At 48.8% G+C, this 25,190-nt stretch carries 21 protein-coding genes; 10 read left to right on the top strand and 11 right to left on the bottom strand.

The features are described from left to right. Window positions 1-8: 8 nt before the first annotated feature. The 7 genes from DF182_RS28080 to DF182_RS28050 all read left to right on the top strand — a co-directional run bounded on the left by DF182_RS28080 (window position 9) and on the right by DF182_RS28050 (window position 9,728). Window positions 9-476, top strand: a complete 468-nt coding sequence (locus DF182_RS28080; RefSeq protein WP_113619074.1) for a cupin domain-containing protein — start codon at window positions 9-11, stop codon at window positions 474-476. Window positions 477-581: 105 nt separating this feature from the next. Then, window positions 582-1,466 carry a dihydrodipicolinate synthase family protein gene (locus tag DF182_RS28075; RefSeq protein WP_113619073.1) on the top strand — a complete coding sequence of 295 codons (885 nt, stop codon included), beginning with the start codon at window positions 582-584 and terminating at the stop codon, window positions 1,464-1,466. A 173-nt stretch (window positions 1,467-1,639) separates the two neighbouring features. After that, window positions 1,640-2,209, top strand: coding sequence for an RNA polymerase sigma factor (locus DF182_RS28070; RefSeq protein WP_113619072.1), 570 nt, complete (start codon window positions 1,640-1,642; stop codon window positions 2,207-2,209). Window positions 2,210-2,327: 118 nt separating this feature from the next. Next, window positions 2,328-3,494 (top strand): FecR family protein, encoded by a 1,167-nt coding sequence (locus DF182_RS28065; RefSeq protein ID WP_113619071.1) that lies wholly within the window; start codon window positions 2,328-2,330, stop codon window positions 3,492-3,494. 343 nt (window positions 3,495-3,837) lie between these two features. Next, window positions 3,838-7,176, top strand: a complete 3,339-nt coding sequence (locus DF182_RS28060) for a TonB-dependent receptor (protein WP_161964295.1) — start codon at window positions 3,838-3,840, stop codon at window positions 7,174-7,176. Window positions 7,177-7,205: 29 nt separating this feature from the next. Beyond that, entirely contained in the window at window positions 7,206-8,999 is a 1,794-nt protein-coding gene (locus tag DF182_RS28055) for a RagB/SusD family nutrient uptake outer membrane protein (RefSeq protein ID WP_113619069.1), read from the top strand. Window positions 9,000-9,020: 21 nt separating this feature from the next. After that, window positions 9,021-9,728 carry a DUF3823 domain-containing protein gene (locus tag DF182_RS28050; RefSeq protein WP_113619068.1) on the top strand — a complete coding sequence of 236 codons (708 nt, stop codon included), beginning with the start codon at window positions 9,021-9,023 and terminating at the stop codon, window positions 9,726-9,728. A 181-nt stretch (window positions 9,729-9,909) separates the two neighbouring features. Here the strand turns inward: DF182_RS28050 and DF182_RS28045 are convergent, their stop codons facing one another. The 8 genes from DF182_RS28045 to DF182_RS28010 form a co-directional block, all read right to left on the bottom strand. Continuing rightward, window positions 9,910-10,557 carry a class I SAM-dependent methyltransferase gene (locus tag DF182_RS28045; protein WP_113619067.1) on the bottom strand — a complete coding sequence of 216 codons (648 nt, stop codon included), beginning with the start codon at window positions 10,555-10,557 and terminating at the stop codon, window positions 9,910-9,912. Window positions 10,558-10,637: 80 nt separating this feature from the next. Beyond that, window positions 10,638-12,203 carry a RagB/SusD family nutrient uptake outer membrane protein gene (locus tag DF182_RS28040; RefSeq protein ID WP_113619066.1) on the bottom strand — a complete coding sequence of 522 codons (1,566 nt, stop codon included), beginning with the start codon at window positions 12,201-12,203 and terminating at the stop codon, window positions 10,638-10,640. 14 nt (window positions 12,204-12,217) lie between these two features. Next, window positions 12,218-15,382 carry a SusC/RagA family TonB-linked outer membrane protein gene (locus DF182_RS28035; protein WP_161964294.1) on the bottom strand — a complete coding sequence of 1,055 codons (3,165 nt, stop codon included), beginning with the start codon at window positions 15,380-15,382 and terminating at the stop codon, window positions 12,218-12,220. A gap of 84 nt (window positions 15,383-15,466) precedes the next feature. Further along, the gene (locus DF182_RS28030; RefSeq protein WP_113619064.1) at window positions 15,467-16,486 is read right to left on the bottom strand and encodes a FecR family protein; all 1,020 of its coding nucleotides are present in this window, start codon (window positions 16,484-16,486) and stop codon (window positions 15,467-15,469) included. 90 nt (window positions 16,487-16,576) lie between these two features. Beyond that, on the bottom strand, window positions 16,577-17,122 hold the full coding sequence (locus tag DF182_RS28025; RefSeq protein ID WP_161964293.1) for an RNA polymerase sigma-70 factor: 546 nt from the start codon (window positions 17,120-17,122) through the stop codon (window positions 16,577-16,579). Between the two features lie 139 nt (window positions 17,123-17,261). Then, a complete protein-coding gene (locus tag DF182_RS28020; RefSeq protein ID WP_113619062.1) occupies window positions 17,262-18,344 on the bottom strand; it encodes a DNA alkylation repair protein in 1,083 nt (360 codons plus the stop codon). Window positions 18,345-18,370: 26 nt separating this feature from the next. Further along, window positions 18,371-19,279, bottom strand: coding sequence for a hypothetical protein (locus DF182_RS28015; RefSeq protein ID WP_113619061.1), 909 nt, complete (start codon window positions 19,277-19,279; stop codon window positions 18,371-18,373). A gap of 15 nt (window positions 19,280-19,294) precedes the next feature. Next, on the bottom strand, window positions 19,295-20,224 hold the full coding sequence (locus DF182_RS28010) for a hypothetical protein (RefSeq protein ID WP_113619060.1): 930 nt from the start codon (window positions 20,222-20,224) through the stop codon (window positions 19,295-19,297). A 128-nt stretch (window positions 20,225-20,352) separates the two neighbouring features. Here DF182_RS28010 and DF182_RS28005 point away from each other — a divergent pair, with 128 nt between their 5' ends. Next, a complete protein-coding gene (locus DF182_RS28005) occupies window positions 20,353-20,733 on the top strand; it encodes a hypothetical protein (protein WP_113619059.1) in 381 nt (126 codons plus the stop codon). On the opposite strand, the gene DF182_RS28000 is transcribed toward DF182_RS28005, so the two are convergent. Both DF182_RS28000 and DF182_RS27995 read right to left on the bottom strand, forming a co-directional pair. After that, window positions 20,693-21,478 carry a peptidase associated/transthyretin-like domain-containing protein gene (locus DF182_RS28000; RefSeq protein WP_113619058.1) on the bottom strand — a complete coding sequence of 262 codons (786 nt, stop codon included), beginning with the start codon at window positions 21,476-21,478 and terminating at the stop codon, window positions 20,693-20,695. The two genes, DF182_RS28005 and DF182_RS28000, sit on opposite strands and share 41 nt — an antisense overlap. Window positions 21,479-21,493: 15 nt before the next feature. Then, the gene (locus DF182_RS27995) at window positions 21,494-22,087 is read right to left on the bottom strand and encodes a hypothetical protein (protein ID WP_113619057.1); all 594 of its coding nucleotides are present in this window, start codon (window positions 22,085-22,087) and stop codon (window positions 21,494-21,496) included. A 230-nt stretch (window positions 22,088-22,317) separates the two neighbouring features. Between DF182_RS27995 and DF182_RS27990 the strand changes: the two genes are divergently transcribed. Together DF182_RS27990 and DF182_RS27985 are read left to right on the top strand one after the other, a co-directional pair. Next, on the top strand, window positions 22,318-22,662 hold the full coding sequence (locus DF182_RS27990) for a YciI family protein (RefSeq protein WP_113619056.1): 345 nt from the start codon (window positions 22,318-22,320) through the stop codon (window positions 22,660-22,662). After that, a complete protein-coding gene (locus DF182_RS27985) occupies window positions 22,655-23,926 on the top strand; it encodes an RNA polymerase sigma factor (RefSeq protein ID WP_147243571.1) in 1,272 nt (423 codons plus the stop codon). Before DF182_RS27990 ends, DF182_RS27985 begins: the two co-directional genes overlap by 8 nt. Before the next feature lies 1 nt (window position 23,927). Here the strand turns inward: DF182_RS27985 and DF182_RS27980 are convergent, their stop codons facing one another. Beyond that, window positions 23,928-25,022: an alkene reductase gene (locus DF182_RS27980; protein ID WP_113619054.1), complete on the bottom strand. Its 1,095-nt coding sequence runs from the start codon at window positions 25,020-25,022 to the stop codon at window positions 23,928-23,930. Window positions 25,023-25,190 lie beyond the last annotated feature (168 nt).

The raw sequence follows: 25,190 nt of genomic DNA, 5'->3' as shown, positions 1-25,190 counted from the left end.
CAGTTATCATGGAAAAGAAAAAACAACAGTCCGCTTTCTCTTCAAAAGATTTTCATCAGACTTTTGCCCGTCCTGTATATGTAAAGCCGGAGAAGCTGCTGCACAAGAATGTAGAGCAGGCCGGCGTACACGATCAGTTCTCCACTGAGCGTAAGCATCCTGTATTTTTTGTAGACCTGCCCACCAAAAATGTGAGCATGACCATCGGTGGTTTACTACCGGGCCAGTTGACCAACAGACACCGTCATACCTACGAAACTGTATTGTATGTGATTGAAGGGAAAGGTTATACGGAAGTGGAAGATGAAAAAGTAGAATGGCAGGCAGGTGACGCCGTATACATCCCCAGCTGGGCCTGGCACCGCCATCAAAACTTAAGCGACAGCGAACCCGCCAAATACATTGCCTGCGAGAACGCGCCACAGCTGCAGAACCTGGGCGTAGCCCTCAGAGAAGAAGAAGGCAGAGACCTGTAGACAATTACGAATTACAAATTAAGAATTACGAATGAGGGATGAGGAGCAGGCTGGTTGTTCTTCAGGCAACCAGCCTGCACTCATCTTCAAAAAATCATAGCAAACATGAATAACAACAATACTTTCAGCGGCATCATCGCCTACCCCATCACACCATTTGATAAACAGGAACGGGTGGATATTCCGCTCTTTAAAAAACTGCTGGAACGCCTGATACAATCGGGTTCTCATGGCATTGCCCCACTGGGAAGCACCGGCGTACTACCCTATCTCAGCGACGAAGAAAAGGAATCCGTGCTGGAAGCAGCCATACAACAGGTAAAAGGCCGGGTACCCGTGCTCGCAGGTGTCTCAAACCTCACCACCGAACGCACCATCTATCATGCAAAATTTGCAGAAAAAGCAGGCGCCGATGCCGTAATGATCATCCCGATGAGTTACTGGAAACTGACCGACGACGAGGTCTTCCGGCACTATGAAAAAACAGCTGCCAGTATATCCATTCCCGTTATGGCATACAACAATCCCGCCACCGGTGGTATAGACATGTCTCCCGCTCTGCTCAAACGTCTGCTGAAAATACCCAACGTAACCATGATCAAAGAGAGCACCGGTGATGTACAACGTATGCACTACCTGCGTCGGGAACTGGGAGAAGAGGTAGCGTTTTACAATGGCTCCAATCCCCTAGCCCTGGCCGCTTTCGCCGCTGGCGCCAGAGGATGGTGCACCGCCGCTCCTAACCTCATCCCCGATCTTAACCACCAACTATACGAAGCTGTTTGCAGCAACAATCTCCCCAAAGCCAGCGCAGTCTTCTATCAACAGTTTGAACTACTCCGCTTTATCGTAGCCAAAGGACTACCCAAAGCCATACAGGCCGGCCTGAAAATACAGGGCATCGATTCCGGATACCTCAGAAGCCCGCTACAGGAGCTTACTCCGCAGGAATACGCTGAATTGGAGAATATATTGTCGTCCCAGGGCTGAAGCCCTGGGCTATATTACAGCCCAGGGCTTCCTATTTACAGGCCTCAATTCCTTCATCGCCACAAATTTCAATCTATCATAGCCCAGGGCTTCAGCCCTGGGCCCCTAATCAAATCCATCGCCGTTTATTTGGTTATTTGATTATTTTTAGCTTCCTTGGCATAGAAGACCATATGCAAGATCAGGCTGATATAGAACTGTTACACCGCCTCCGGGAAGGAGATGAAAATGCTTTCGCTACTATCTACAAGCGTTACTGGAAACTGTTGTTTACAGTGGCGGCCAATAAACTGGACAGTCTGGCTGAAGCAGAGGAGCTGGTACAGGATATTTTTTCCGATCTCTGGGACCGGCGTAATACGCTGGAGCTCACAGGGCAACTGTCTTCCTATCTGGCTGTGGCGATGAAATACCGGGTGATCAATCTGCAGGCAAAGAAAAAAAGAGCGCGGGCCTACTCTTCCTATGCACGCGGGACCATGTCTCCGGAAGATCACTCCACTGAGCAGTGGTTAAGTTTTGAAGACCTGAAGGACCAGTTATCCGGACTGGTAGCTGCTCTCCCCGAACGATGCCGTATCACCTACCAGCTTAGCCGCGAGATGGGCCTCTCCCATAAAGAGATCGCGCAACAGATGAATATTTCCGAAAAAGCCGTGGAACATAACCTTGCCAGAGCCGTCAAAACACTGAAGACCGGCCTGAAACACTTTTCTGCCTTGCTTTTCAGCATTCTCCCCTGATACAATTTTATCTATTATTAATTTTTATTTTCTATTTAAGGGTAATTTTTAATTTTTTTTAGAAATATATGGGGATTTGTTCTTTTCGATTGACTTAATATAAAAGAATCACTTTTGTATGAGCCAGGAAAACGAACAACACCGGTACGAAGTGCTGGCTGAAAAATGGCTGGAAGGCGCTATCACGCCGGAAGAAGCAAAAGAATATGCTGATTGGTATAATGCCCGTCAGGATGATGAGGTAATGATACCCGCTTCTTTTGCAGCAGGAGAAACAGTGCATGAAGAAAGAATATTACGTAAAATAGAAGAGAAAACCGGCCTTCATGGCAGGGAAATAACGTCAACACCTATACGCCGGCGCCAATGGTGGAAAGCTGCAGCAGTAATAGCCGCCATTATTACCGCAGGCTACACCTGGCATCACTGGTCTGCCACACCTCCGCAAAACCAGCCACAGACCGCTGTTACGGATATACTACCCGGGTCAGACAAAGCAGTGCTCACCCTGAGCAACGGCCGGCAGATACTACTCGACAGCGCCGGCAACGGAGCACTCGCGCAACAAGGAAATATAAACATCATCAAAAAGGAAGACGGCAGTATCCTTTACGTAAACGCCCCTACGAACAATGCTACCGATACCTTATACAATATCCTTAATGTTCCAAGAGGCGGCCAGTACAAGCTAACCCTCCCGGATGGATCACGGGTATGGCTCAACGCAGCCAGCACACTACGTTACCCTGTGGCCTTCAGCGGCAGGGAGAGAATAGTAGAACTCAGCGGCGAAGCTTACTTTGAAGTAGCTGCCAATGCGGCCAGACCTTTCCGGGTGAAAGTCCGGGATATGCAGGTTGCCGTACTGGGCACCAGTTTCAACGTGATGGCTTATTCCGACGAACCCGGCATTCATACCACCCTCCTGTCCGGCGCTGTAAAAGTTAAACAAGGCAATACCGAAAAACAACTCACTCCCGGCCAGCAGGCTGTGGTAGACAATATCAGCGGCAGTATTTCTGTTGAAGCTACAACTACCGAACTCGCCACCGCCTGGAAAGATGGCCTGTTTCGTTTTTCTGGCAACAATATCCCAATGGTACTGCGCCAGGTAGGACGCTGGTACAATATAGATATCATTTATCAGGGGAATATTCCTAAAGGCCATATAACGGGCAAGGTGCCACGAAATATGAAACTGTCCGGTGTCATACGCATCCTGGAACTCAGCGGTGTGCATTGCCGGCAGGAAACGGGCAGGCTCCTTGTTTTTCCCTCATCATAAATTCCACCGTCACATTTTATTCACCTAAAAAACAACCGTATGACCATTCAGTATTAACCAAAATCAGTTTACGTTATGAAAAAACGCGCGACAAACCGCGCTGCGGCCACCCAATAAAAAACCAGGAGCGCTTGGACCCGCCCCTGGCCGAATGTTCGGGTTGCCGTAAAACAATATCCGACTAAGATTATTGATCTCTAAACCCAAACACTGCAAATCTATGCAATTGGATTGTTATGCCGAAACCGTGCCTGTACCACGGTTCTTATTCACCATTCGCCGTAACAGGCGGCAGGCAATGACGCACAAAGGTTATTGCCTTAGCAATAAAGTTCTCAGGGTCATGAAACTAATCACCATACTGCTGACCGTCTTCTGTATCAACGTCTCAGCGGGGGTATTTGCCCAGCATATCACCGTGTCAGCGAAAAACAAACCGCTCGAAAGCGTATTTGCCATGATTGAACAACAGAGCCACTATACCTTCGTATACCGCGATGAATGGCTCACCGGCACCAAACCGGTCAACCTCAGCATCTCCGGCGGCTCCATCGATCAGGTCATGAAAGCAGCCCTGCAACAACAGCCGCTCGCCTATGAAATCATCGACAACACCGTGATCGTAACCCGCAAGGCTTCCAACAGCAGCCCTGCCCCAATACAGACACTGGCCAGTATCAACGGAAGGGTCACCGATGAAAAAGGCAACCCGCTGGCTTATGTCAACATCGGCATCAAAGGCACCCAAAAAGGCACACACACTGATGAACAGGGCAGCTTCAAACTGGATGTCCGTGAAACCGATGTACTGGTGTTCTCCCTCGTAGGATATACGCCCCGGGAGATCACTGTAGGACAACAGACCGTTATCAATATCTCCCTGGTGGCCGCCATCAGTGACCTGAACCAGATAGTGGTGGTAGGTTACGGCACTCAGAAAAAAGTGAATATCACCGGTTCTGTTGCCTCCGTAAAAGGTCAGGAGATCGCTAAATCACCGGTCACCAATATCTGCAACTCCCTCGCTGGCAGACTGCCTGGCATCCGTGCTATCCAGAACAGCGGCGAACCCGGCAAAGATGGCGCCCGTATCGATATCAGAGGATTCGGCGATGCACTCGTTATTGTAGACGGTGTACCCTCCAGCTTCGAACAGCTGGACCCTTCAGAGATAGAAAGCATCTCTATCCTGAAAGATGCCGCTGCCGCAGTATACGGTATCAAAGCCGCCAACGGCGTAGTACTGGTGACTACCAAAAGAGGAAATCTATCCAGACCTAAAATCACCTACAGTACCTATGCAGGCCTGCAAAGCAATACCCGCTATCCCCGTTATGTCAATGCCGCTGAATTTGCAGAACTGACAGACGAATCGCAGATCAACCAGGGCCTGGCACCGGTATATGGCGCCGACAAAGTACAGCAATACCGCGAAGGCAAGCCCGGCTTTGAAAGCACCGACTGGTACAAGGCTGCCATTCGTAAAAACACACCACAACAATATCACAACCTCAATGTCAATGGTGGCACGGAAGCTACCCGCTACTTCTTCTCCCTCGGTTATCTCAACCAGGAAGGGATGTGGAAAAGCGGCGACACCCGTTTCAACCGCTACAACTTCCGCAGTAACATCAGCACCAAAATCAGCAAACGCCTCACCGCAGAGCTCAACCTGGGCGGCCGCCTCGAAAACCGCCACTATCCGGCCGCCGAAGCCGTTACGCTGATGGACCAGGTACAACGCGCCTACCCTACCTACTCGCTGTACGCCAACAACAACCCCGACTATTACGCAGTGACCAATTTCAGCCAGAACGTACTGGCATCTATGAACAGTGACTATTCAGGATATTCCGCTCAGAAATTCCGCTACCTCAGCGGCATTGCAGCCCTTACCTACGACATACCGTTTGTGGACGGGCTGAGCGCCAAAGCACTCTACTCCTACCAGTCAGGTACAGCCAACAATAAAAAATGGGTAAAACAGTTTAACCTGTATAACTATAACGCCGCTACGAAAAAATATGAGCCGGGTTATCTAGGCAATTCTCCTTCCAATCTGTCGCAGGACCAGCAACAGGAAGACAACAGCCTGCTACAACTGTCTCTCAACTATACCAGAACCTTCGCCCGTGATCATCACGTCAAAGGCCTGCTGTTGTTTGAACAGAACCAGACCACCAAAAATGAATTCAGTGCCTATCGTGAGTTTGCACTGGATGCACTGGACCAGCTATTTGCGGGTGCCAGCACCAACCAAAAAAACAACGGTAAAGCCAGCGAAGCCGCTTACATGGGCTATGTGGGCAGGGTCAACTACGACTACAAAGACCGCTACCTGCTGGAGCTGGGCTTCCGCTACGACGGCTCCTACAAGCTGGCACCTGAGCACAGATGGGGTTTCTTCCCTACTGTATCCGCCGGCTGGAGACTGAGTGATGAAGCCTTCTTCCGGAATATTGCCCGCACCGTCAATAACCTTAAAATCAGAGGTTCCTGGGGCCAGATGGGAGATGACGGTACCACACCGCCTTTCCAGTATCTCACGGGTTACAAATATCCCAGCGGTGGTTATATCTTCGGTAAAAATATCGTGAGTGGCCTCAACCCATCCGGTATCCCCAATCCGATGATTACCTGGTTTAACGCCACCACAGCCAATATCGGCTTTGAAGCCGGCTTCCTCCAAAATATGTTCACCATTGAGCTGGACTATTTCTCCCGTAAAAGGACCGGCCTGTTCGCCCAAAGATCACTCTCCCTGCCTGGCACTTACGGTGCCACCTTACCGGAAGAAAACCTTAACAGCGACCGTACACAGGGCTTTGAACTGGTGTTGGGCTACAACAAAAAAATCGGTAACATCCTGCTCAATGTTTCCCCCAACATCACCTGGACCCGCACCAAAAATATATATGTAGAACGTGCCAGCTCCACCAACGCGTTGTCCAACTGGAGAGACAATACCTCCGAGAGATGGACCAACATGATCTGGGGATACAAGGCTGCAGGCCAGTTCCAGAGCCAGGAAGAAATTGCTAGCTGGGCTATCCAGGACAGAAAGGGCAACACCACAATCAAACCAGGCGATATCAAATACGAAGACCTGAACGGCGACGGCATCATCGATGGCAACGACCGCACTGTTATCGGAAGGGGTAACAACCCTGAATTATACTACGGCCTCAATCTTTCCGCCTCCTGGAAAGGATTCAGCCTCACGATGCTGTTCCAGGGTGCAGCCAACTACAGCGTACTCATAGATGGCGCCATGAGAGATCCGTTCAGCAACGGCAGCAATGCCTATGCTTTCTTCACAGACCGCTGGCATCGTAAAGACATCTATGATCCGCAAAGCGAATGGGTGCCGGGCAAATATCCTTCCACCATCGCCAATGGCCTCGACAACAACAAAGGTGTGTCTTCCTTCTGGCTGAAAGATGCCTCCTATCTCCGCCTGAAAACGCTGGAATTTGGGTATGCATTGCCTAAGTCTATCCTCAGCGGCGTAGGCATAGAGCAACTGCGATTCTACTTCTCCGGCCAAAACCTGTTCACCTTCGACAACCTGAAATTCATAGATCCGGAAATGCCTACCAACGATGGCACCAACGCTGCCGGCAACGGTAAATACTATCCGCAGCAAAGAGTGCTGACACTGGGCCTCAACCTGCAATTCTGATCATCTATTGATTCATTCAACCTAACATCATGAGAAAAGTATATAAACATATATCCTTTGCGCTGCTGCTGACACTATCAGCTTCCTGCAACAAAGACTTCCTGGAAAGAAAAGCACAGGACATCATCTCCGATGATGCCGCCTATGGCTCTCTTTCGGGCATACAGGCTCTTACTGCAGCCTTGTATAACAACATGCAAACTGAAGCCTTCGATTACACCGTAGAAGGTAATCAGGCCGCCTTTCCCAGCCAGGCTACAGACGAAGCTGTACGCTCCTACAGCTGGGGCGCCACACTGGACCCTATTCTGGGTGATGAAATGTTTGGCTGGTGGAAATATGACTATGTAAGGAATGTCAATGACTTCATTGAAAAAATACCGGAAGCCAGAAGTATCAGTGAGGAACAGAAAGCCCGCTTCCTCGCAGAAGCCCGGTTTGTAAGGGCTTTTTATTACTTCTCCCTGGTGAAACGTTATGGTGGGATACCGCTGATCACCAAAGTGCAGAAATTCAGTGGTAATCTGGACGAGCTGAAAGTGCCGCGCAACAAGGAACAGGAAGTATACGACTTCATTGCATCTGAACTGGATGCTATTGTTGACCAGTTACCCGAATCCTATAACACAGAGGAACGTTACCGTGCCACCCGTTACGCCGCCCTGGCCCTGAAAAGCAGAGCCATGTTGTATGCCGCTTCCATTGCGAAATATGGGACCGTTCAGCTGGGCGGTGCAGTAGGCATAGCAGCTAACGCTGACGGCTATTGGCAGAAAGCCTACGATGCAGCCGGGAAAATCATCAGCAGCGGTAAATTTCAGCTGTTCAACGGCTACAGCGACAAAACCACCAACTTTCAGCAGCTGTTTATAACCGGCGCCGACCTCGATAAAAACAAGGAAGTCATCTTTGTAAAAACCTATCAGTCGCCAGACCTGGCCCATGGCTTTGATTTTTACAATGCGCCGCAGAGCTTTAAAATAGACTATGGCTGCGCTACCAACCCAACCCTGGAACTGGTGGAAGCCTTTGAATATACAGACGGCACACCCGGCAAACTGCGTGTACAGGACGATGGTGGCAACCCCATCGTATACAACAACCCGGCGGACCTGTTCAAAGACAAAGACCCCCGTTTCCTCGCCAGTATCCTGTATCCGTTTGCTCCCTGGCAGGGCGGTATCGTAGAGCTGAGAAGAGGGGTGATCGACAACGGTATCCAATACACCGCTGCCAACCTCACAGATACCTATGGCAGCGGTGCCAACAGCATCCCGAGAGTAGGCAAAGACGGGCCGCTGCTGAGCGGAGATCCCACCAAAACAGGATTCTACCTCAAAAAATATATGGACCCTGTCAACCGGCTCGCTGACAACCGTTCCAGCACACCCTGGATCGTATTCCGATATGCAGAAGTATTGCTTAACTACGCTGAAGCCGCCATCGAACTGGGTAAGACTGCCGACGCCCTCGCCGCTATCAATCAGATACGCGACCGTGCCGGCATCAAAACACTGGGTGCTGTCACCCGTGATCAGGTAAGACATGAGCGTCAGGTAGAACTGGCCTTCGAAAACCACAGATGGTGGGACATATGCCGCTGGCGTATAGCCACCGACGTATTAAACAACACGCAGTTCCATGCGCTCTACCCCTGGCTGATGTGGGAAAACGGAAAAGCGCCGGCACAGATGAAATACACTTTTGGGATAGTGCCTGCCCCTAAAAACACCCGCACCTTCCTCTCCAGAATGTATTATCAGCGTATACCCACAGGCGAGATCGACAAAAACAGTAATCTGGCACAAAACCCGGGCTTCTAATCAACAACAAAAAGATCATTCATGAAACAATATATGCTCCATACCTGCATGGCACTGCTACTCGGCAGTACCCTGCTTTCCGGTTGTAAAAAAGACAACTACCCCGCTCCGGATGCAAGTCTGCAGGGTAGGTTAACAGATACCCAAACCAATGAGCCGGTGCCCGTGCAACCATTCAACGGCGCCGTGATCCGGTATTACCAGATAGGATACAGCAGCAACAACCCTAATCCGATCAATACTGCCGTACATCACGATGGCTCTTATGCCAACAATCTGCTCTTCACCGGAAAATACCGAGTGGTGGCCGAAGGTCCGTTTTACTACAAAGACACCATCACCATCGATATCAATGGCAACACACAACGTGATATCCCGGTAACACCGTTCCTGAAGGTAACAGCAACAACCAGCAATATCAACAGCGGCAGCGTAACAGTCAAATACAATGTAAAACACAACAATAACACACAAAAAATAGCCAGGGTGGCCACTATCATTGGTACTACAGAAGGGATCGATGTAAATAGTTATACGTTCAATGATATGCAGGACGTGCAGAATGTCCCGGATGAAACAATTGAGGCGACTACGTACGAGAAAGTATTTACGGGGCTAAAAGCCAATACAGTCTATTATATCCGGGCTGCGGCCCGCATCAGCGGAGCAGACAATCCGGCAGGATATTATAACTATACGCCAGTGATCAAAATAACAACATCAAAATAAACCTATCCCTACCCCAATGCTAAAATAAAACAGGGCGGGAGTGTCCTATCATCCTACGCACTTCGCTGTATTATTATTCAGTTCAACCTTCAGGGCTGCGGACCTGAAGGTTGCTGATTTTAATTTACACACAGATCTCTGCTCATCAGGAGCGTCAGCGAGGAAAAAATTAAGGGACGGTTTATTTACCTGCCAGCAGTATCAGGTCTGTCACGGTGCTGCCATCATGGGCGGGATACATTTTACGTTGCAGATCGATTAGCTGCAAACCATTTTCAGCAAAGGCTTTCAGCAGGTAGTCTGCTTCGTGGAAATATTGATACAACTGATCACCGGAACTGGAAGTCCTGATTCCGGAACGGGCATAATCATCTTCCATAGTGCTGAGATACAGTACACCACCGGGATTCAGGGTGGCAGCCGCATCGCTGATCAGCGTGGTTGTTTCTTCACGGGAAAGATAGGGCAACAAAAAACCGGCTACAATGCCATCAAACGGTTGCTCCAGTGAACGTACTTCTCTCCCATCCATCAGTTGGAAAGTGGCGCCGGGATTGTTTTCCCGGGCAAGTGCCAGCATATTGGGAGCCAGGTCGGTGGCCAGTATACGAAAGTCGGGCCGCTGCTGTAACAGATAACGGGTCACATTACCGGGGCCACAACCAATCTCCAGTATGTTTGCCTGCTGCCGGGATATGCGCTGGCAGAACAGATCCAGCGTATCATGGTACAACTGTATGTCCATAAATTTATCCTGGTACGTGCGGGCATTTTTATCAAATACCCCAACGGCCATCGCTGTTTTGTTTGGCTGAAAATGTTCTTCCATGAGACCTGTTATTTGTCAACAAGATACAAAAAAGCCACCAGCAGAAAGCTGATGGCTTATCCAATCCAACACCTGGCTGTTTAGTAACCGGCGTTCTGTTTTAATACTCCGTTGGCAATATCCATTTCCTGTTGCGGAATAGGTAGTCTTCCCCGCTTGGTGACGTCCCAGTCCATGTTAAAACGGCTTTGATCACCGTCATATTCCGGTCCTCTTTTGCTGGAAGCATCAATAGCTTTTTTAGCGTATGGCAAACCGTAACGCAGCAGGTCCCAGTAGCGGATACCTTCTCCGGCCAGCTCTACACGGCGCTCGTGGCGGATACTTTCTGTAGTCGCAGGTACTGCTGGCATCTTCACACGATCTCTCACTGTTTTGAGATAAGTATCAGCTTTGCCCTGATCATCTCCCAGCCACAGCTCAGCCGCCATCAGCAATACATCTGAATAACGGATGGAGCGGTAGTTATTGCCCCAGTTGGCATCACTGTTGGCACCGGCCTTATATTCGATATGGGTACTGTATTTTTTGTTGAAATAACCGGTATACTGCCAGCTTTTGGCGATAGCGCCAAAGTTATGGCCATACAGGATGGTTTCGTCCCGACGTGGATCATTGGCCTCAAATTCTTCATAGAGGGACTGTGTGATGGTAGCATAGCTCCATCCCGCCGTATATACGGGATCGTTAATACCTCTCGGCGCAAACATGTGTACACTGAAATTGCCCTGTCCGAGGCGCTGATCATTCACATTGCTCACGGTGATCAAACCACTGAAGTCAATCTCGAACACTGATTCAGGACCAAATTCGCCAGCTCTCCGCCAGATGCCGGCAAAGTCATCGACCAGCTTAAAACCACCTTTATTGATAACCTCTTCGAGATAATCACGCGCCACTGTTTTATTGATCACTTTGGAACCTGCCAGCAGATCTTTTTCATACACTCCTTTATAGAACAGGTATACACGGGCCATCAGCGCCTTGGCGCCCCAATGGGTCACATGACCGCCTACCTGTCGTTGTGAGGTTTTCGGGAGATCTGCCATCGCTTCTTCCAGGTCTTTGGCGATCTGGTTGAATACCGCTTCGGGGCTGGCCTGTGGCTGGTTGTATTGATTGGCATCTACCAGCGGCGCTGTCACCAGCGGCACATTTTCGTACCAGCGTACCAGTTCGAAATAAAAATAGGCGCGCAGGAATTTAGCTTCGGCAGTTGTTACCCGCTTGAAATCATCAGAAGCGGTTACCTTCCCGATCTTTTCGAGATATACGTTTGCTCTGGCGATACCGGCATAATAAATAGACCATAAACCACGATAGGTCTGGTCTCCGATGGTGACGATACGAAGCTGGTCCAGCGCTTTGATACCAACTCCATCACTCTGCGTTCCACCGCCGGAATAAGCGTCATCAGAAGCGGCTTCGCTCCAGCAGTGACTGGGATGGAATCCCATCCACTGGCCCCATTGCAGCACATGGTATACACCAGCCAGGGCCTGATTGGCTTCTTTTTCATTACGGAAAAAATTACTCTCCACAATCTGTGAAGGTGGATCCAGCTCCAGGAAGGATTTGGTACAACCGGTACCTGCCAGCAACAACGATATACATACGTGTTTTATATAACGAAATCTTGTTTTCATACTCGTAAGAAGGATTATAAGTTAACATTTACGCCTGCACGGAATGCTCTGGCCTGCGGATATACGCCGTGGTCCACACCGAGGTTCAAGGCATCACGGGCACCGATCTCCGGATCAAAACCAGTATATCTGGTGAAGGTAAACGGATTATCTACGGCAACGTATACACGCAGATTATTAAGCTTTGCTTTTTTCACCAGGTTTTCTGCCAGCGTATAACCAACCTGTATATTTTTGATGCGGACGAAGCTGGCATTTTCGATGTATACGTCAGACACATTGTTATGATTACCATTGTTGTCGGCAAAGGTGAAACGGGGATATCTGGCAGCAGATCCTTCTTCCGTCCATCTGTCGAGGAACTGGCGCGGCATATTGGCCATTTTGATATCATAGCGGTAGAGCCCATTCAGCAGCTGATGGCCAAACATGCCTACGGCAAACATGCTGAAATCAAAACGTTTATACGTCAGGTTTAGGTTGAGGCCAGCGGTCAGGTCCGGGTTCGGATCGCCGATCATCGTCTTGTCATTATTATCCAGTTTACCATCACCATTGATGTCAACGAACTTCAGGTCACCAGGTACCGCTCTGGGTTGTACTTTTTTGCCATCAGGACCAACGTAGTTGTCCACTTCTTTCTGGTTCTGGAAAATACCGGCCGTGCGGAATCCCCATAAATAACCGATGGGATAACCTACTTCCATGCGGGTAACAGCACCAGCGCCGATGTAGCCGGTACCAGCCACCGCTTTCGCCGCATTATTGATCGCAGTCACATTATTTTTATTGTATGCTCCGTTAACGGTTACGTTGAAGCTCAGGTCTTTGTTCACTTGCTGTTTATAGGTAATGCCGAGTTCCACACCTTTGTTGGACACCGAGCCTCCGTTGACATAAGGGGAAGGATTTCCTACAATAGCAGTGATGGGTGGGTTGAACAGCAGGCCGATGGTGTTTTTAATATAGTAGTCTGCAGTCACGCCCAGCCTGCCTTTCCACAGCTCTACGTCTACACCGAAATTGGTTTGTTCGGATGTTTCCCATTTGAGATTGGGATTGGGTACTGCGCCGGAAGCCACACCGTTGAGGTAATATTCTTCACCGGTAGGTTTGATAAACGTATAGCCGTTACCGAGAACCATGCCGGCAGCCCAGGGGAAAGAGTTGTCGCCGATGTTTTCATTACCGTTCTGACCCCAGGAAGCACGCAGCTTCAGGAAGGTGACAGTATTGGACTGATAGAAGTTTTCTTTTGACAACACCCATCCACCAGATACGGAAGGGAAGGTAGCAAATGGATTGTTGCGTCCAAAACGGGAAGAACCATCACGGCGCAGCGTGGCAGACAACAGATATTTGCCATCGTAGTCGTAGGCCACCCTGCCGAAGTAAGACAGCAGCGCCCTTACATCAGCACCACCATTCACTTTATTCAGGGTTTCGTTGGTAGCCAGATCTATGTAGGCCATATTGGGATCGCTGGTGATCAGGTCCGGCCGGGAACCATTCAGGTTTTCAAAAGTAGATTTCAGGGCAGTATGTCCTAACAACGCCTGAATATTGTGTTTGCCGAAGGAACGGTTATAGGACAGCACATTCTCCACCTGCCAGGTATATCGGCGGGAAAAACCTTTGCCCACAAGGCTTACATCTGTTTTAGAAGCACTGTTAAGATAGTATTCCGGTGTAAAACTGCTGCTGCTGTAATTGTTCACTTCAATACCCAGGGATGAACGGAATTTCAGTCCGTTCATGATATTTACTTCTCCATAGGCATTTCCCAGGATCTTATCGTTTTTGTTTTTACCGTTGGCGAGCTGCATAGCAGCCAGTGGATTGGTAGGGCCATCGGTGATGATGGAAGAGATACCGTATATCTGGTTCCCGTTGCGGATGGCGTTTACTGGATACAGCACCGGATTTTTGAGTCTGTTTGTATCTGTTTCATACACCGGTGTCAGCGGATCGAGGTTCACGGCATTGTTGAGTACACCGCCGTAGTCGGCGTTGCTGTTGATACCCCGGCTGGAGGTGTTCATATAACTTAAGCTAACGCCTACACGCAGAAAGTCCTTTATTTTCTGGTCACCATTGAGGCGGATGGTATAACGCTCAAACTGTGAGCGGTCGCCGCCTACAATACCCTGCTGGCCGAAGTAGGAAAAGGAAGTGAAATAGGTGGTGTTTTCATTGCCACCACTGACGGACACGTTGTGACTCGTAACCGGCGCATTTTTGGTGAAGGTAGCATTTTGCCAGTTGGTGCCTTCTCCATACTGGGCTGGATTAGCAAAGGGAGCTGTCTGATTGGCATTTTTAGCCCCTTCGTTCATCATTTCAGCGTACTCGGTACCGTTGAGTAGCGGCACTTTCCGCCAGGCGTTCTGGATGCCGTAATAACCGTCATAGCTAACCTTTGCAGGTCCTTTCTTACCGCTTTTAGTAGTAATGAGCACCACACCGTTGGCGCCTCTGGCACCGTAGATGGAAGCAGAAGCGGCATCTTTCAGCACATCCATCCGTTCAATATCATTGGGGTTGAGGTATTCGATGTCATTTACCGGGAAGCCATCCACGATATACAGCGGGTCCGGATTTTTGTTGGTACCGGTACCACGGATACGGATCATCGGTTTTTCACCGGGTTGTCCGGAAGGGCTCAGCACCAGCACACCCGGCGCGCTGCCCTGCAGGGCCTGCTCTGCACGGAGGATGGATTGTTTGCCGATAAAGTCGTTGTTTACCGTGGTGATGGAGGTAGATACATCACTTTTTTTCTGGGTGCCGTATCCGATCACCACCAGCTGGTTCAGCTCTGTGGCTGATTCTTTCAGTCTGATAAGCAGGGAAACCTTCTCTCCTGCTGCCAGGCGATGGTTTCGCGTGTATTGTTTGATATAACCGATAGAGGTAAACGAAATGGCATAAGGGCCGCCTGCAGGGATGCCTGTGATCAGGAATACGCCCTGGCCGTCTGTTACCTGGCCTTTACGGAAAGAAGAATCTGCATTGGTAACGCCAACGGTTACACCGGGCAGCACTTCACCTTTTTCGTTTTTGACCACACCGGTGATGGTACCGCCGGTTTGCGCATGTGCCGTCAGCGCCAGCAGCCATAAGGAAATAAAAAGCCAGCTGCCTCGTCTGAGAGACTGTTTGGTAAATTTAATCATCATAACGTTTGTTTTGTGGCATAGAGCCGCCATGCTATTCATCGATGGATGAATAACTGTTATCTGTAGGTGACTTTAAAAGATGGATTATTTACTGATGTGATAACCGGTGTTATCTTTTGTCAAAGTCAGTTGGTTTAATGTTGCTATAGTATGAATAATGTCATCTGCTTCCTGTTGTCCGGTGAGTGTTCCGCTGAAGAAACATCCTTTCAGGTCTTCGGAACTGGCGTTGATCTGTATTCCGTATTGCTGGTATAATACGCTGAATACATCTGCTACTGGGCATTTTATAAATTCAATATGGCTGTTGCTGATCTGCACGGTTGGCTCCGGCAGCTTCACAGGCGGAGCAGCCGGCTTAGTGACAGGTGCGTAGGCATATACCGCCACGTCTCTGTTGCCTTGTTCCCAGGCCAGTTCCTGCCCGGGTTTCAGGTAGGTGCCGGATGAGCCGTCTGTTTTCACCACTACCTTTCCGCTCATCAGCCTTACTTTGATACAATGGGCATGCTCCTGCGCACTCACCATAAACACTGTTCCCAACGCGGTGGTGGTTACGTCCCCACTATGAACCGTAAACGGTAAGGATGCCTTTTTAGCCACGTCAAAAACAGCTTCCCCTTCCAGGTACAGATCGCGGTGATATTGCGCATACGCTGTATCATAACGTATAACAGCCGCAGGTTTCATGGTAATACGGGAACCATCCGGTAGTTTTATCGTACTATCGGCACCGTTATACACCTGTACAGTAGTATATACCGGCTGCTGTACTGTGATCTGTGTATGTGCCAGTGGTGACGGCTGCTGGCGGTTGCTGTGCCAGCTCAGTACCAGAAGCCCGGTGACGGCCGCTGCAGCAGCGCCTATTCCCGACCACAATATCCTGCGCCGGTTGTGTCCGTATGTTTTCTTACGTATAGCCGATAACATACGGTCCGACTGTTCTTCCGGCAATACCATCTCTTCACCCCATCCCTGTTCATCCAGCACCTGTTCCAGCGCTTCCGGATGCGCATACAGGTAGTCGGTGATCTGTCGTTGTTCTTCCTGAGTACAACGACCTTCCAGGTATCGTGCGATCTGTTCTTTTGAAATGGGCATTTGATATAGTTATACGTACAGAAATCTAAAACACCCTTACTGCGGGAAAAATATTTTTTTCAGAACGGGGAAAGCCGCGGCAGACAATCATTACCACAGCCACAACAGACATAAATGCAATAAACCGCCCAGGCGGTGACGAAGAAATTTCAGTGCTTTGGACATATGCCCTTCTACTGTTTTGGGAGAGATAGACAGTTCACGGGCTATTTCGGGATAGGAAAGCCCCTGTATTTTTCCCAGCAGAAACACCTCCCTGCGTATAGGCGGCAACGTGTCTATCAGTGTAGACAGTTGCCGCATCAGGGCGATATCCCTTACTCCTGGCTGTATGACAGCGTCTTCAGCCAGGGTCTCGGTCATATTGATATAGCGGATACGCCGGCTGTCGCGCCGGTGATAATCGATAAATACGGTTTTAGCTACCTGAAACAATTGTGTGGTAAAAGCAAGCCCGGGGTTAAGGCTTTTGCGGCTGCTCCATAGTTTCACAAATACTTCCTGTACCAGTTCTTCACAGATCTCTGCATCACGGGTATAGCGCCACATAAACGCATATACGCGGGTATGGTATTCCCGGTACACGGCTTCAAAAGCGGCTGCATTCCCTAACTGTAACTGTAAAATATCAGGCATCCCCATCGGTTGATCGAAGGGGCAAATTAGTAAAAATGAGCGGTTTAATTACGTATAGCCCTGCTTGATAACATTTAATTAAAAAGCGTATCTTTTACAAGAAGCCCGCCAATGCAGATCCATACCATGCAGTGGCTGACTAGATCTTCAGCTCAAATGTCTTTTCGGCGAGGATCTTTCCATTCACCTGTATAGCGATTATATGTTTTCCGGCGTAGTGCTTACGCGTAGTCATGTCTTTAAACTGTTGTTTTTTGGAGAACCGTATTGTTTCTCCGGGAGGAAGCACCGCTTCCTTCAGTTTAAAAACCTTCTGCGACCGTTCTCCGGATGATTTAGGATAATGCACTACATAGTCTATCACCAGCTTCTGCGGAGTAGATTTTTCGCTGGTCAGCTGAAACGCAAACTCCATCGTATCACCCAGCTGGATGGAGGATTGGCTCAGCTTAAATTTGTCCAGGCTAACTTTTACATTCTTCTCAAAATTGAAGACACTGAGTGAATCCTTGTCACCTTTTTTGATAAGCGTACGGCTGGCATGTTTAATAATCCAGCCGGTATGCGGATGATCAGCATCCCAGCCCTTCACCAGCTGCAGCATATAATGGCTGTTATCTTTGGAGATATCATTGAGATGATTGGCTACTGATTTTCTTACATACAGGGATTCATCTGCTTTCAGTGATTCCAGTATACCACGCGTCAGGGAAGGATCTTTAATGACAGCATCGAGCTTAAAAGACCAGGGAAGCCTGGGCCTGCTGCCTTCAGAAGCCAGTCTTCTCACATGATGATCATCATCTTTCGCCCATTGATGCATGGTCTGCAGGGTCCTGTTAAAATCTTCTTTCAGGAACTCCCGGATGGCAAACTCCGCAGAACCCAGTGTTGTAAAGTATTTCAGCGCTTCCATGGAACGATCAAAATGAGCTTTTCCATACAACGCCACAAAATCAGGCAGCACCATCGCCGTATAGCCTGTTTTCAGGGAAGGTGCTGCACGGAACAGGACATCTGTTGCTTTGGAAAAACTCTGGGGAAGATGTTTGCCCAGCATCAATGAAGTATGCCGCAGGCGGGCATTCAGCTCGCGGCTTTCCAGGTTCTCTGTTACGTCCTGCAAAAACGCTGTTGCATTAAATTTTTTATCCGCATCTGCAAAAACACCCGCAAAATGCCGGTAGAATGCGCGATTAAACATTTCCTTCAGTGGCTCCATCTCCGCAAATTAATCAAATTTCTGTCTTATGATTCAATATTACAGAGTACACTAACTGGCCACTTGTCGTAGACACCCAGCTTCTCCGCATCCATATCGTTCTTTATTCTGAAAAAACTCGCTTCCAGCTCTTCAAAACTGCTATCATAAGCCAGGATGCCCGTTTCCTTCAATCCTTCCACTATCTGTAAAGTACCTATTTTCTCCAGCCGATGCGAAAATGCAGCCAGGTCTTTGTGATCAACACCTAGCTTATAAACACCCATAAAGAAGTTTCTTTTTCCTCCTGCATAATTCCATACTCTTTCAATGCCGGGTTGCATGACCTTGATTTCTTCCGGCGGAAACCCGCTATCAATCCGGTGTCCCAGAATATCCCGGGAATACAGGTCGCTGAGTACCGGCTTTTGGGTGTCATAATAGGTAGTAGGCACAAACATATAGTGGCATTTACCTCTGTACTGGTCTATCTGTGCACAGATAGCCGCCACATAGTGCCCATCGCTCAACTGGAAAGTCAGCAGATCATCCGGTTGAAAATGAAAGTTGGTGATTTTCCTGTATTTTTTTCTGGCCCTGATCTTAACATTGGGTTGGCTGATTTTCTGCCAGTAACTGTTCAGTACCCGTTGTCTGGCTTTTCCCTCCTTTTCGCTGTAGCGGTTCCATTCCTCCACACCTGCGCCTTTATCGATAACCGAACGGATGAGTTCCAGCCGGGAAGGAGTCATCAGCCCAATCTCCCAATAGGCCAGCCCACAGCAGGTCACATAAATTTCATCATCAAAATCATCATAGCTGTCATCTCCATTTTCCAGTGGGTATTTCCTTTCAATGTCAGCAAGGTCACATCCACTATCGTATAAGTCCATGATACCCCAGTAGGTATCGTGTGCTGTGTCTCCGTCAATTATTTTTACGCCGTCGGTAGCCATGTTTCATTGATTTCGTTAGTGAGCAACGGTGTTTAATCGTTGTTCCAGTTCCTTTATCTTTTTATCCTGCGACTGTAGTAAATTTTGCTGAGTTTGCAGCTGCTTATTTTGTTCTATCAGGTACAAAGTCAGTTCTTCTATTTTCTGCAATAGTTTTGCCTGATTATCTCCCACGTCCAGACCATGCTCCTTCACTTCAGCTGCAGAAGGGATTTCCGGTAAACGTTTATTTTCCTGTATGAATTTTTCAACATGAGTAAGAGATGGTAATTGATAGGAAGGATCAAATACGAAGTCGGACCAGTTATCCTGGGTAACCATTACCCTGGTAGAAGTAATGGTTCCTCTTACAGCGAGTTTGGATTGAGGGAATACGGTACCAATACCTACATTACCATCTTTGGTAATCCTCATCCGTTCAGCATTTCCGCCCCAGATAGCAAAATCAGCCCCTGCATTAATAGTCCCTACATAAGGAGTATAATTTGTTGAAACATCCCATGCCAATATGGAATAGTTACCATTGGGTGCAGCAACCGCCATTGCGTGAGCGCTACGTATCATATCACTTGCATTGACTCCTCCATTCACATCCAGTTTACTGGTGGGGTTAGCTACACCGATCCCTACATTTCCTTCAGTAAAAACATGATTGGTGCCATTTTCACCGGTATAGTTAATCGTATAGTCATTACCGTAGCCAATAATACCTTTGCGCACACCATTGGGCCGGAAAAACTCCACAAAGCCGGCATTGGCTGCGTCGCCCGGATACAGGCCGACAGCCCCTTTTGTACCGGTATAATCGGCACCAATTTTAGCTCTTCCGGAAATAAACAGATTGGCCTCCTGTGGTCCGTTAAACTGATTTTTAATATAGTCCTGCCCGTTAGATAACAGCGGACAAGCTGCGACACCTGCAACCAGCATCCAAATATGCTTCATGATATAGGTTTTGAATTCGGGGGCAAGATAATAAAATCATGCAATGGGTCTGCTTTTCCTCATTTATTTTTCTCTCCATACCCACTATCTGGAAATAATAGCTACATTGCCATACAGATGTAGCAACCATGAAAATAATCCTCACTGAATGGTATCGTGAATGGCAGGAAAGTATGTCACAACAACCAGACCCAGTTACGTTGGACCTCACCAACAAAACCCAGCTTCAGTTTCTCGTGCTTTCCCTCGGCAGGGGTAACTTTGATGAAATAAGTATTGAAACAGACAGCAGTGAAACACTGAACTATATTACCGAACTATTGAAAGGTACCGGTGGTGCAGAGCCCGCAGTCGCGGATACTGTCGTTACAGCCAGCAGGCTTTATCAGGCGGATTATCATATCTTCAGGCAGGAACCTTACGGCATTTTCTTCGTCAATCCGAAGCCCCGTCCTGATTTGTTTGCTGCTACTGACCGGGGAGAATATGCAGGCCGGCAGGATCCTTAACGGTGGGGTGTTCCAGCTCCCATACCCTGGCAAAATAACGGCCATTGTCGCGGATATAGAGATAGTATTCATAGTCGTTCCGGAAATAACGGAACATTTCATAGGAAGGCCGGTATTGTTTCATAAAAGCATCCAGTGCAGGGGATTCCAGGCCAGTGATTTTTTTGACAAGTACTTTAGTGAACCGGTGATCTACATACTTCTCCTGTTCATCCCGTTCGAGCAGTTCCCGGAAAGCCTCCATGCGCTTGATTTTTTTGGCATTGAAGATCATATCCAGATTGATGCCCACTCCTGCCTGACCGCTGTTAGCGCCGGTGAGCAGCTGTGGTGCATAATCAAATACTTTCCGGTATTCGTTGCGGTGTTCCAGTGAGTCCTGGCTATAATCTTTCAGTTTGTTGGCCGATACATCCACTGTGGGCAACATCCGTATATCCACATGCAGCTTCATGTCAAACGGACGGTTGGGGTGTATCTCATTGACCGGAAATTTCATGGTGGCCTTACCCTGGTAGGAAAAACTGATGGAATCTGTGAGTGGTAATCTGATACTGTAGCGGCCCGCCGAGTCGGTTACGGTGCCGGCGCCGGAATTACTCATCACACTTACACCGGCCATCCCAAAACGACCCGTACGATCGTATATGGTGCCGCTCACACGTACCTGCCCTGTTGCAGCCAGCTGCAACAAGACTAACACAAAGAGTAATATCGTTCCTTTCACCGGATGTAAAATGCTCATTGCTGCTTCAATACCCTATTTTTTCATTTTTCTGTCGATCTTTTCCTGCAGGGAAGCAATAACGGCTGTACACTCTTCCAGCCGCTGATAGTTGGAGCTGCCATCTACTGCCAGATCTTTTTTAGTGACATCAACACCACCCAGGAAAGCTTCCAGGTTGGAGAGATAACGGGGCTCCTGTCCGTACAGGGCATCATATATTTCATCATTGAGCTTATCCCCTTCTGCCCTCAGATCATTACTAACCAGATCATTGACATTGCGCATGCTGTTCATTACCGCGCCCATTTTTGTTTTCAGCGCCTCCAGGTTGTCGGGGTCTTTTTTTCCGGGCGCAATGTTATGACGAAACAGGCTGTCGGAGAGCGTCTTCCTTGTTTTCATGTACACACGCAGGTCTTCTTTCAGCGTTCCCAGGTGCTGTCCGAGGTCAGCGCCTTTCTCACGGGTAAAATACTTATCTACATTGTTGTTGAGGTGCTTCACCCAGGTGAGCAGACCGGTAGTGATGTCCAGCACGGCCGGATTCGCTGACTGTGCCATCACATTACCGGAAAAAGCCAGCAATACCAGCAGTGTCAGTGTTATGCGTATACTTCTGAAGGTCATCTTTTTCACTGATTATGATATCCAAATTTTTTACAAGATAATAAAAAACAGCGCAATGGGCCAATATAAACCGGAATGCTCCTGAATGTGCACCATCCTATCCTGAACCGGCCAGAGCAATCATTCATAAAAAAATCAAAAAAATATTCCGGATTTTTGTCCAAATCCTGCCGGGGGATTCCGTCATAGTGGTATAAAATCATAAAAGCAGTAGAAAAAATCTGATAGGTATGAAAGAATTTCTGTTTATCATTCGGGGCGAAGATGAGCCCGGCACAGCGTCTCCTGCCGAGATGCAGCAACATCTTGAGCACTGGCAGCAATGGCTGGGCGAACTCATTCAGACAGGTCATTTTGTAGCAGGCCACCAGCTGGCAACGGAAGGTAAAACGGTGATCAGTACTACAACCATCACTGACAGACCGCTGGCAGAAGGAAAAGAACTGATAGCCGGTTACCTGATCCTCAGAGCCACCAACGCAGCTGCAGCCGCCGGGCTGGCTCAGGCTTGCCCCAGCCTACGCTATGGCTGCACTATTGAAGTTCGGGAAATAAGACATCTGGAAAGTGAGTAAGCCATCACATATTCATCAGGCGGTCAACCATCTTTTCAGGCAGGCGTCCGGAAAGATGGTGGCTGTGCTGGTGAAAATATTCGGTCCGGAAAACTACAGCCTGGTAGAGGATGTGGTACAGGATGCCCTGTTGAAAGGCCTGGAGACCTGGAAGTTCAATGGAATTCCGGACAACCCCGAAGCCTGGCTCTTCCGCGTGGCTAAAAACAAGGCGATTGATATTATCCGCAAGGAAAAACATTACTACAACTTCGACTTTTCCTATACCGAAAAACTGGCCTTATCAACAGAATACACGTTGGCCACCACCATCGACCAACACTGGCAGGAACAACATATTAAAGATGATTTTCTGGGGATGATGTTTGCCTGTTGTCTTCCCGAAATTTCACCGGAGAGCCAGATCACTTTTATGCTGAAATCACTCTGCGGCTTCAGCACCAAAGAGATCGCCCGTGCTTTCCTGACTACAGAAGATACTATCTCCAAAAGACTGTACCGTACCAAAGAATATTTCAGGACTAATCATATCAAACCGCGGATACCTTCACCAGATCAGCTTCCACAGCAGCTCCATGCAGTACTGAACTGTATCTATCTGCTGTTTAATGAAGGGTACAGTGCCACTCATAACAACAAACTGGTCCGGGAAGATATCATTGAACAGGCGCTGTTTTTATGTCAACAGTTGCTGGACAATGAGTACACCAGGCAACCGCGGACCTGTGCACTCATGGCCCTGCTTTGTTTTCATACCGCCCGTGTCGCAGGCAGACTTACGCCCGACGGCGCCCTCATTCCGCTGGCAGCCCAGGACCGCCGGCTATGGGACCAGTCGCTTATCCGTGCCGGCAACGACTGGATGAACAAAGCTGCCTCCGGCCAGGATGTTTCCTCTTTTCATCTGGAAGCTGCCATTGCATATCAGCACTGTATCGCACCCGATTATGCGGCTACCAACTGGAAAGTCATCCTTTCCTATTACGACGCGCTGCTCAGCCTCACCCACGACCCAGTAGTGGTGCTGAACCGCAGCATCGTACTCCTGGAATCAGCCGGCCCGCAACAGGCCCTGCAGGCGCTCCAAACACTGGAAGGACACCGGCAGATGACACGTTATTATCTTTATCATGCTGTGCTGGGAGAAATCTACAAACGCCTGGGAGAAAAAGAAAAGGCGGTAGCCTGTTTTGAACAGGCAAGGGTGCTTACCACCTCCACACAGGAACAGGGTTTTCTAGCTAAGAAAATAGCGGAATGCTGAGTTATACAGCTACAATGGCTGCCGTTGGGTAATCAGTGTACCCTTTTTCTCCTCCCTGATAAAAAGTGGCTGTATCGGGCGCCGTCAGCGGGATATTATGCCGGAAACGATCTACCAGATCAGGATTGGCAATAAACGGTCTGCCGAAAGCAATCATATCCACCAGTCCGGCCTGCAGCAAAGCTTCTCCGGACGCAGCGGTTTGTCCGCCTGCCAGTATCACCAGGTTGTGAAAACGCTGACGTACAGCTTTCAGATAATCTTTCGTAATAGGCGCAGAGCCGCCTCCAGACTGATCAGACAGATGCACATACAAAACATCCAGTTGCTGCAATGCTTCGATGATATACAGATGTGTCGCTTCCTCTTCTTCATATGCCGGCAAACCATTGATCTCTGCAAAAGGAGATAAGCGTACGCCTGTACGTTCCTTACCGATAGCAGCTACCACACCTTCCATAATCTCCAGCAGAAAACGGCTGCGGTTGGCGATGCTGCCACCATAGCGGTCTGTCCGCTGGTTAGTGAGCGGATGCAGGAACTGCTCCGGCAAAAAACCATGTGCTCCATGTATCTCTACACCGTCAAATCCAATAGCGATAGCATTTACAGCGGCCTCCACATGTGCCTGTACCAGCGCTGCTGCATCGGCAGTGCTCAGCACTTCCGGTTGTGCCATGGGTAAATGAAGATCTCCCGGCACACGGATCTGTCCTTCGGCTATTAAGGCAGAAGGCGCCACCAACAGTTCACCACCCTGATTCAGCGGGTGTCCAATGCGACCGGTATGTACCAGCTGCACAAAAATTTTTCCGCCCTGTTGATGCACTTCATCCACTACCTTTTTCCAGGCTGCCAGCTGTACATCGTTATAAATACCGGGAGCATCCAGATAGCCGACACCGTTAGCTGCTACGGCGCTGTTTTCTGCAATGATTAAACCGGCACCAGCCCTTTGTCCGTAATAGCGGGCCACTATGGCTCCAGAAATCCCCTGCTCAGAACGGCGTCTGCTCATCGGCGCCATCACTACTCTGTTTGCGAAGCTGTGGCCGGCTTTCTCCAGCGGCGACAGTAGTTTCATTTCGTCTGTCATATCCTTGTTTTGATGTCAAAATTAATAACAGACACCACGGCAAAACTTGGATAAATAAGGGTTTGTACTGTATATTCAGAGGTTGATGATTTACTCGTTGGTATATCTGTCAGGGCCTCTTCCACAATCACTTATGACACAATTATAGCCTAGGGCTTTAGCCCTGGG

The sequence above is a fragment of the Chitinophaga flava genome (assembly GCF_003308995.1).
Taxonomy (GTDB): Bacteria; Bacteroidota; Bacteroidia; order Chitinophagales; family Chitinophagaceae; genus Chitinophaga; species Chitinophaga flava.
This window is presented reverse-complemented; position numbering and strand designations above follow the sequence as displayed.

Coding starts and splice junctions, on each gene's coding strand:
- DF182_RS28080 (WP_113619074.1), top strand. CDS start 9: ATGGAAAAGAAAAAACAACAGTCCGCTTTCTCTTCAAAAGATTTTCAT.
- DF182_RS28015 (WP_113619061.1), bottom strand. CDS start 19,279: ATGGCTACCGACGGCGTAAAAATAATTGACGGAGACACAGCACACGAT.
- DF182_RS28065 (WP_113619071.1), top strand. CDS start 2,328: ATGAGCCAGGAAAACGAACAACACCGGTACGAAGTGCTGGCTGAAAAA.
- DF182_RS28030 (WP_113619064.1), bottom strand. CDS start 16,486: ATGCCCATTTCAAAAGAACAGATCGCACGATACCTGGAAGGTCGTTGT.
- DF182_RS28055 (WP_113619069.1), top strand. CDS start 7,206: ATGAGAAAAGTATATAAACATATATCCTTTGCGCTGCTGCTGACACTA.
- DF182_RS27995 (WP_113619057.1), bottom strand. CDS start 22,087: ATGACCTTCAGAAGTATACGCATAACACTGACACTGCTGGTATTGCTG.
- DF182_RS27980 (WP_113619054.1), bottom strand. CDS start 25,022: ATGACAGACGAAATGAAACTACTGTCGCCGCTGGAGAAAGCCGGCCAC.
- DF182_RS28040 (WP_113619066.1), bottom strand. CDS start 12,203: ATGAAAACAAGATTTCGTTATATAAAACACGTATGTATATCGTTGTTG.
- DF182_RS28025 (WP_161964293.1), bottom strand. CDS start 17,122: ATGCCTGATATTTTACAGTTACAGTTAGGGAATGCAGCCGCTTTTGAA.
- DF182_RS28070 (WP_113619072.1), top strand. CDS start 1,640: ATGCAAGATCAGGCTGATATAGAACTGTTACACCGCCTCCGGGAAGGA.
- DF182_RS28020 (WP_113619062.1), bottom strand. CDS start 18,344: ATGGAGCCACTGAAGGAAATGTTTAATCGCGCATTCTACCGGCATTTT.
- DF182_RS28050 (WP_113619068.1), top strand. CDS start 9,021: ATGAAACAATATATGCTCCATACCTGCATGGCACTGCTACTCGGCAGT.
- DF182_RS28060 (WP_161964295.1), top strand. CDS start 3,838: ATGAAACTAATCACCATACTGCTGACCGTCTTCTGTATCAACGTCTCA.
- DF182_RS28000 (WP_113619058.1), bottom strand. CDS start 21,478: ATGAGCATTTTACATCCGGTGAAAGGAACGATATTACTCTTTGTGTTA.
- DF182_RS28045 (WP_113619067.1), bottom strand. CDS start 10,557: ATGGAAGAACATTTTCAGCCAAACAAAACAGCGATGGCCGTTGGGGTA.
- DF182_RS28035 (WP_161964294.1), bottom strand. CDS start 15,382: ATGATGATTAAATTTACCAAACAGTCTCTCAGACGAGGCAGCTGGCTT.
- DF182_RS27990 (WP_113619056.1), top strand. CDS start 22,318: ATGAAAGAATTTCTGTTTATCATTCGGGGCGAAGATGAGCCCGGCACA.
- DF182_RS28010 (WP_113619060.1), bottom strand. CDS start 20,224: ATGAAGCATATTTGGATGCTGGTTGCAGGTGTCGCAGCTTGTCCGCTG.
- DF182_RS28005 (WP_113619059.1), top strand. CDS start 20,353: ATGAAAATAATCCTCACTGAATGGTATCGTGAATGGCAGGAAAGTATG.
- DF182_RS28075 (WP_113619073.1), top strand. CDS start 582: ATGAATAACAACAATACTTTCAGCGGCATCATCGCCTACCCCATCACA.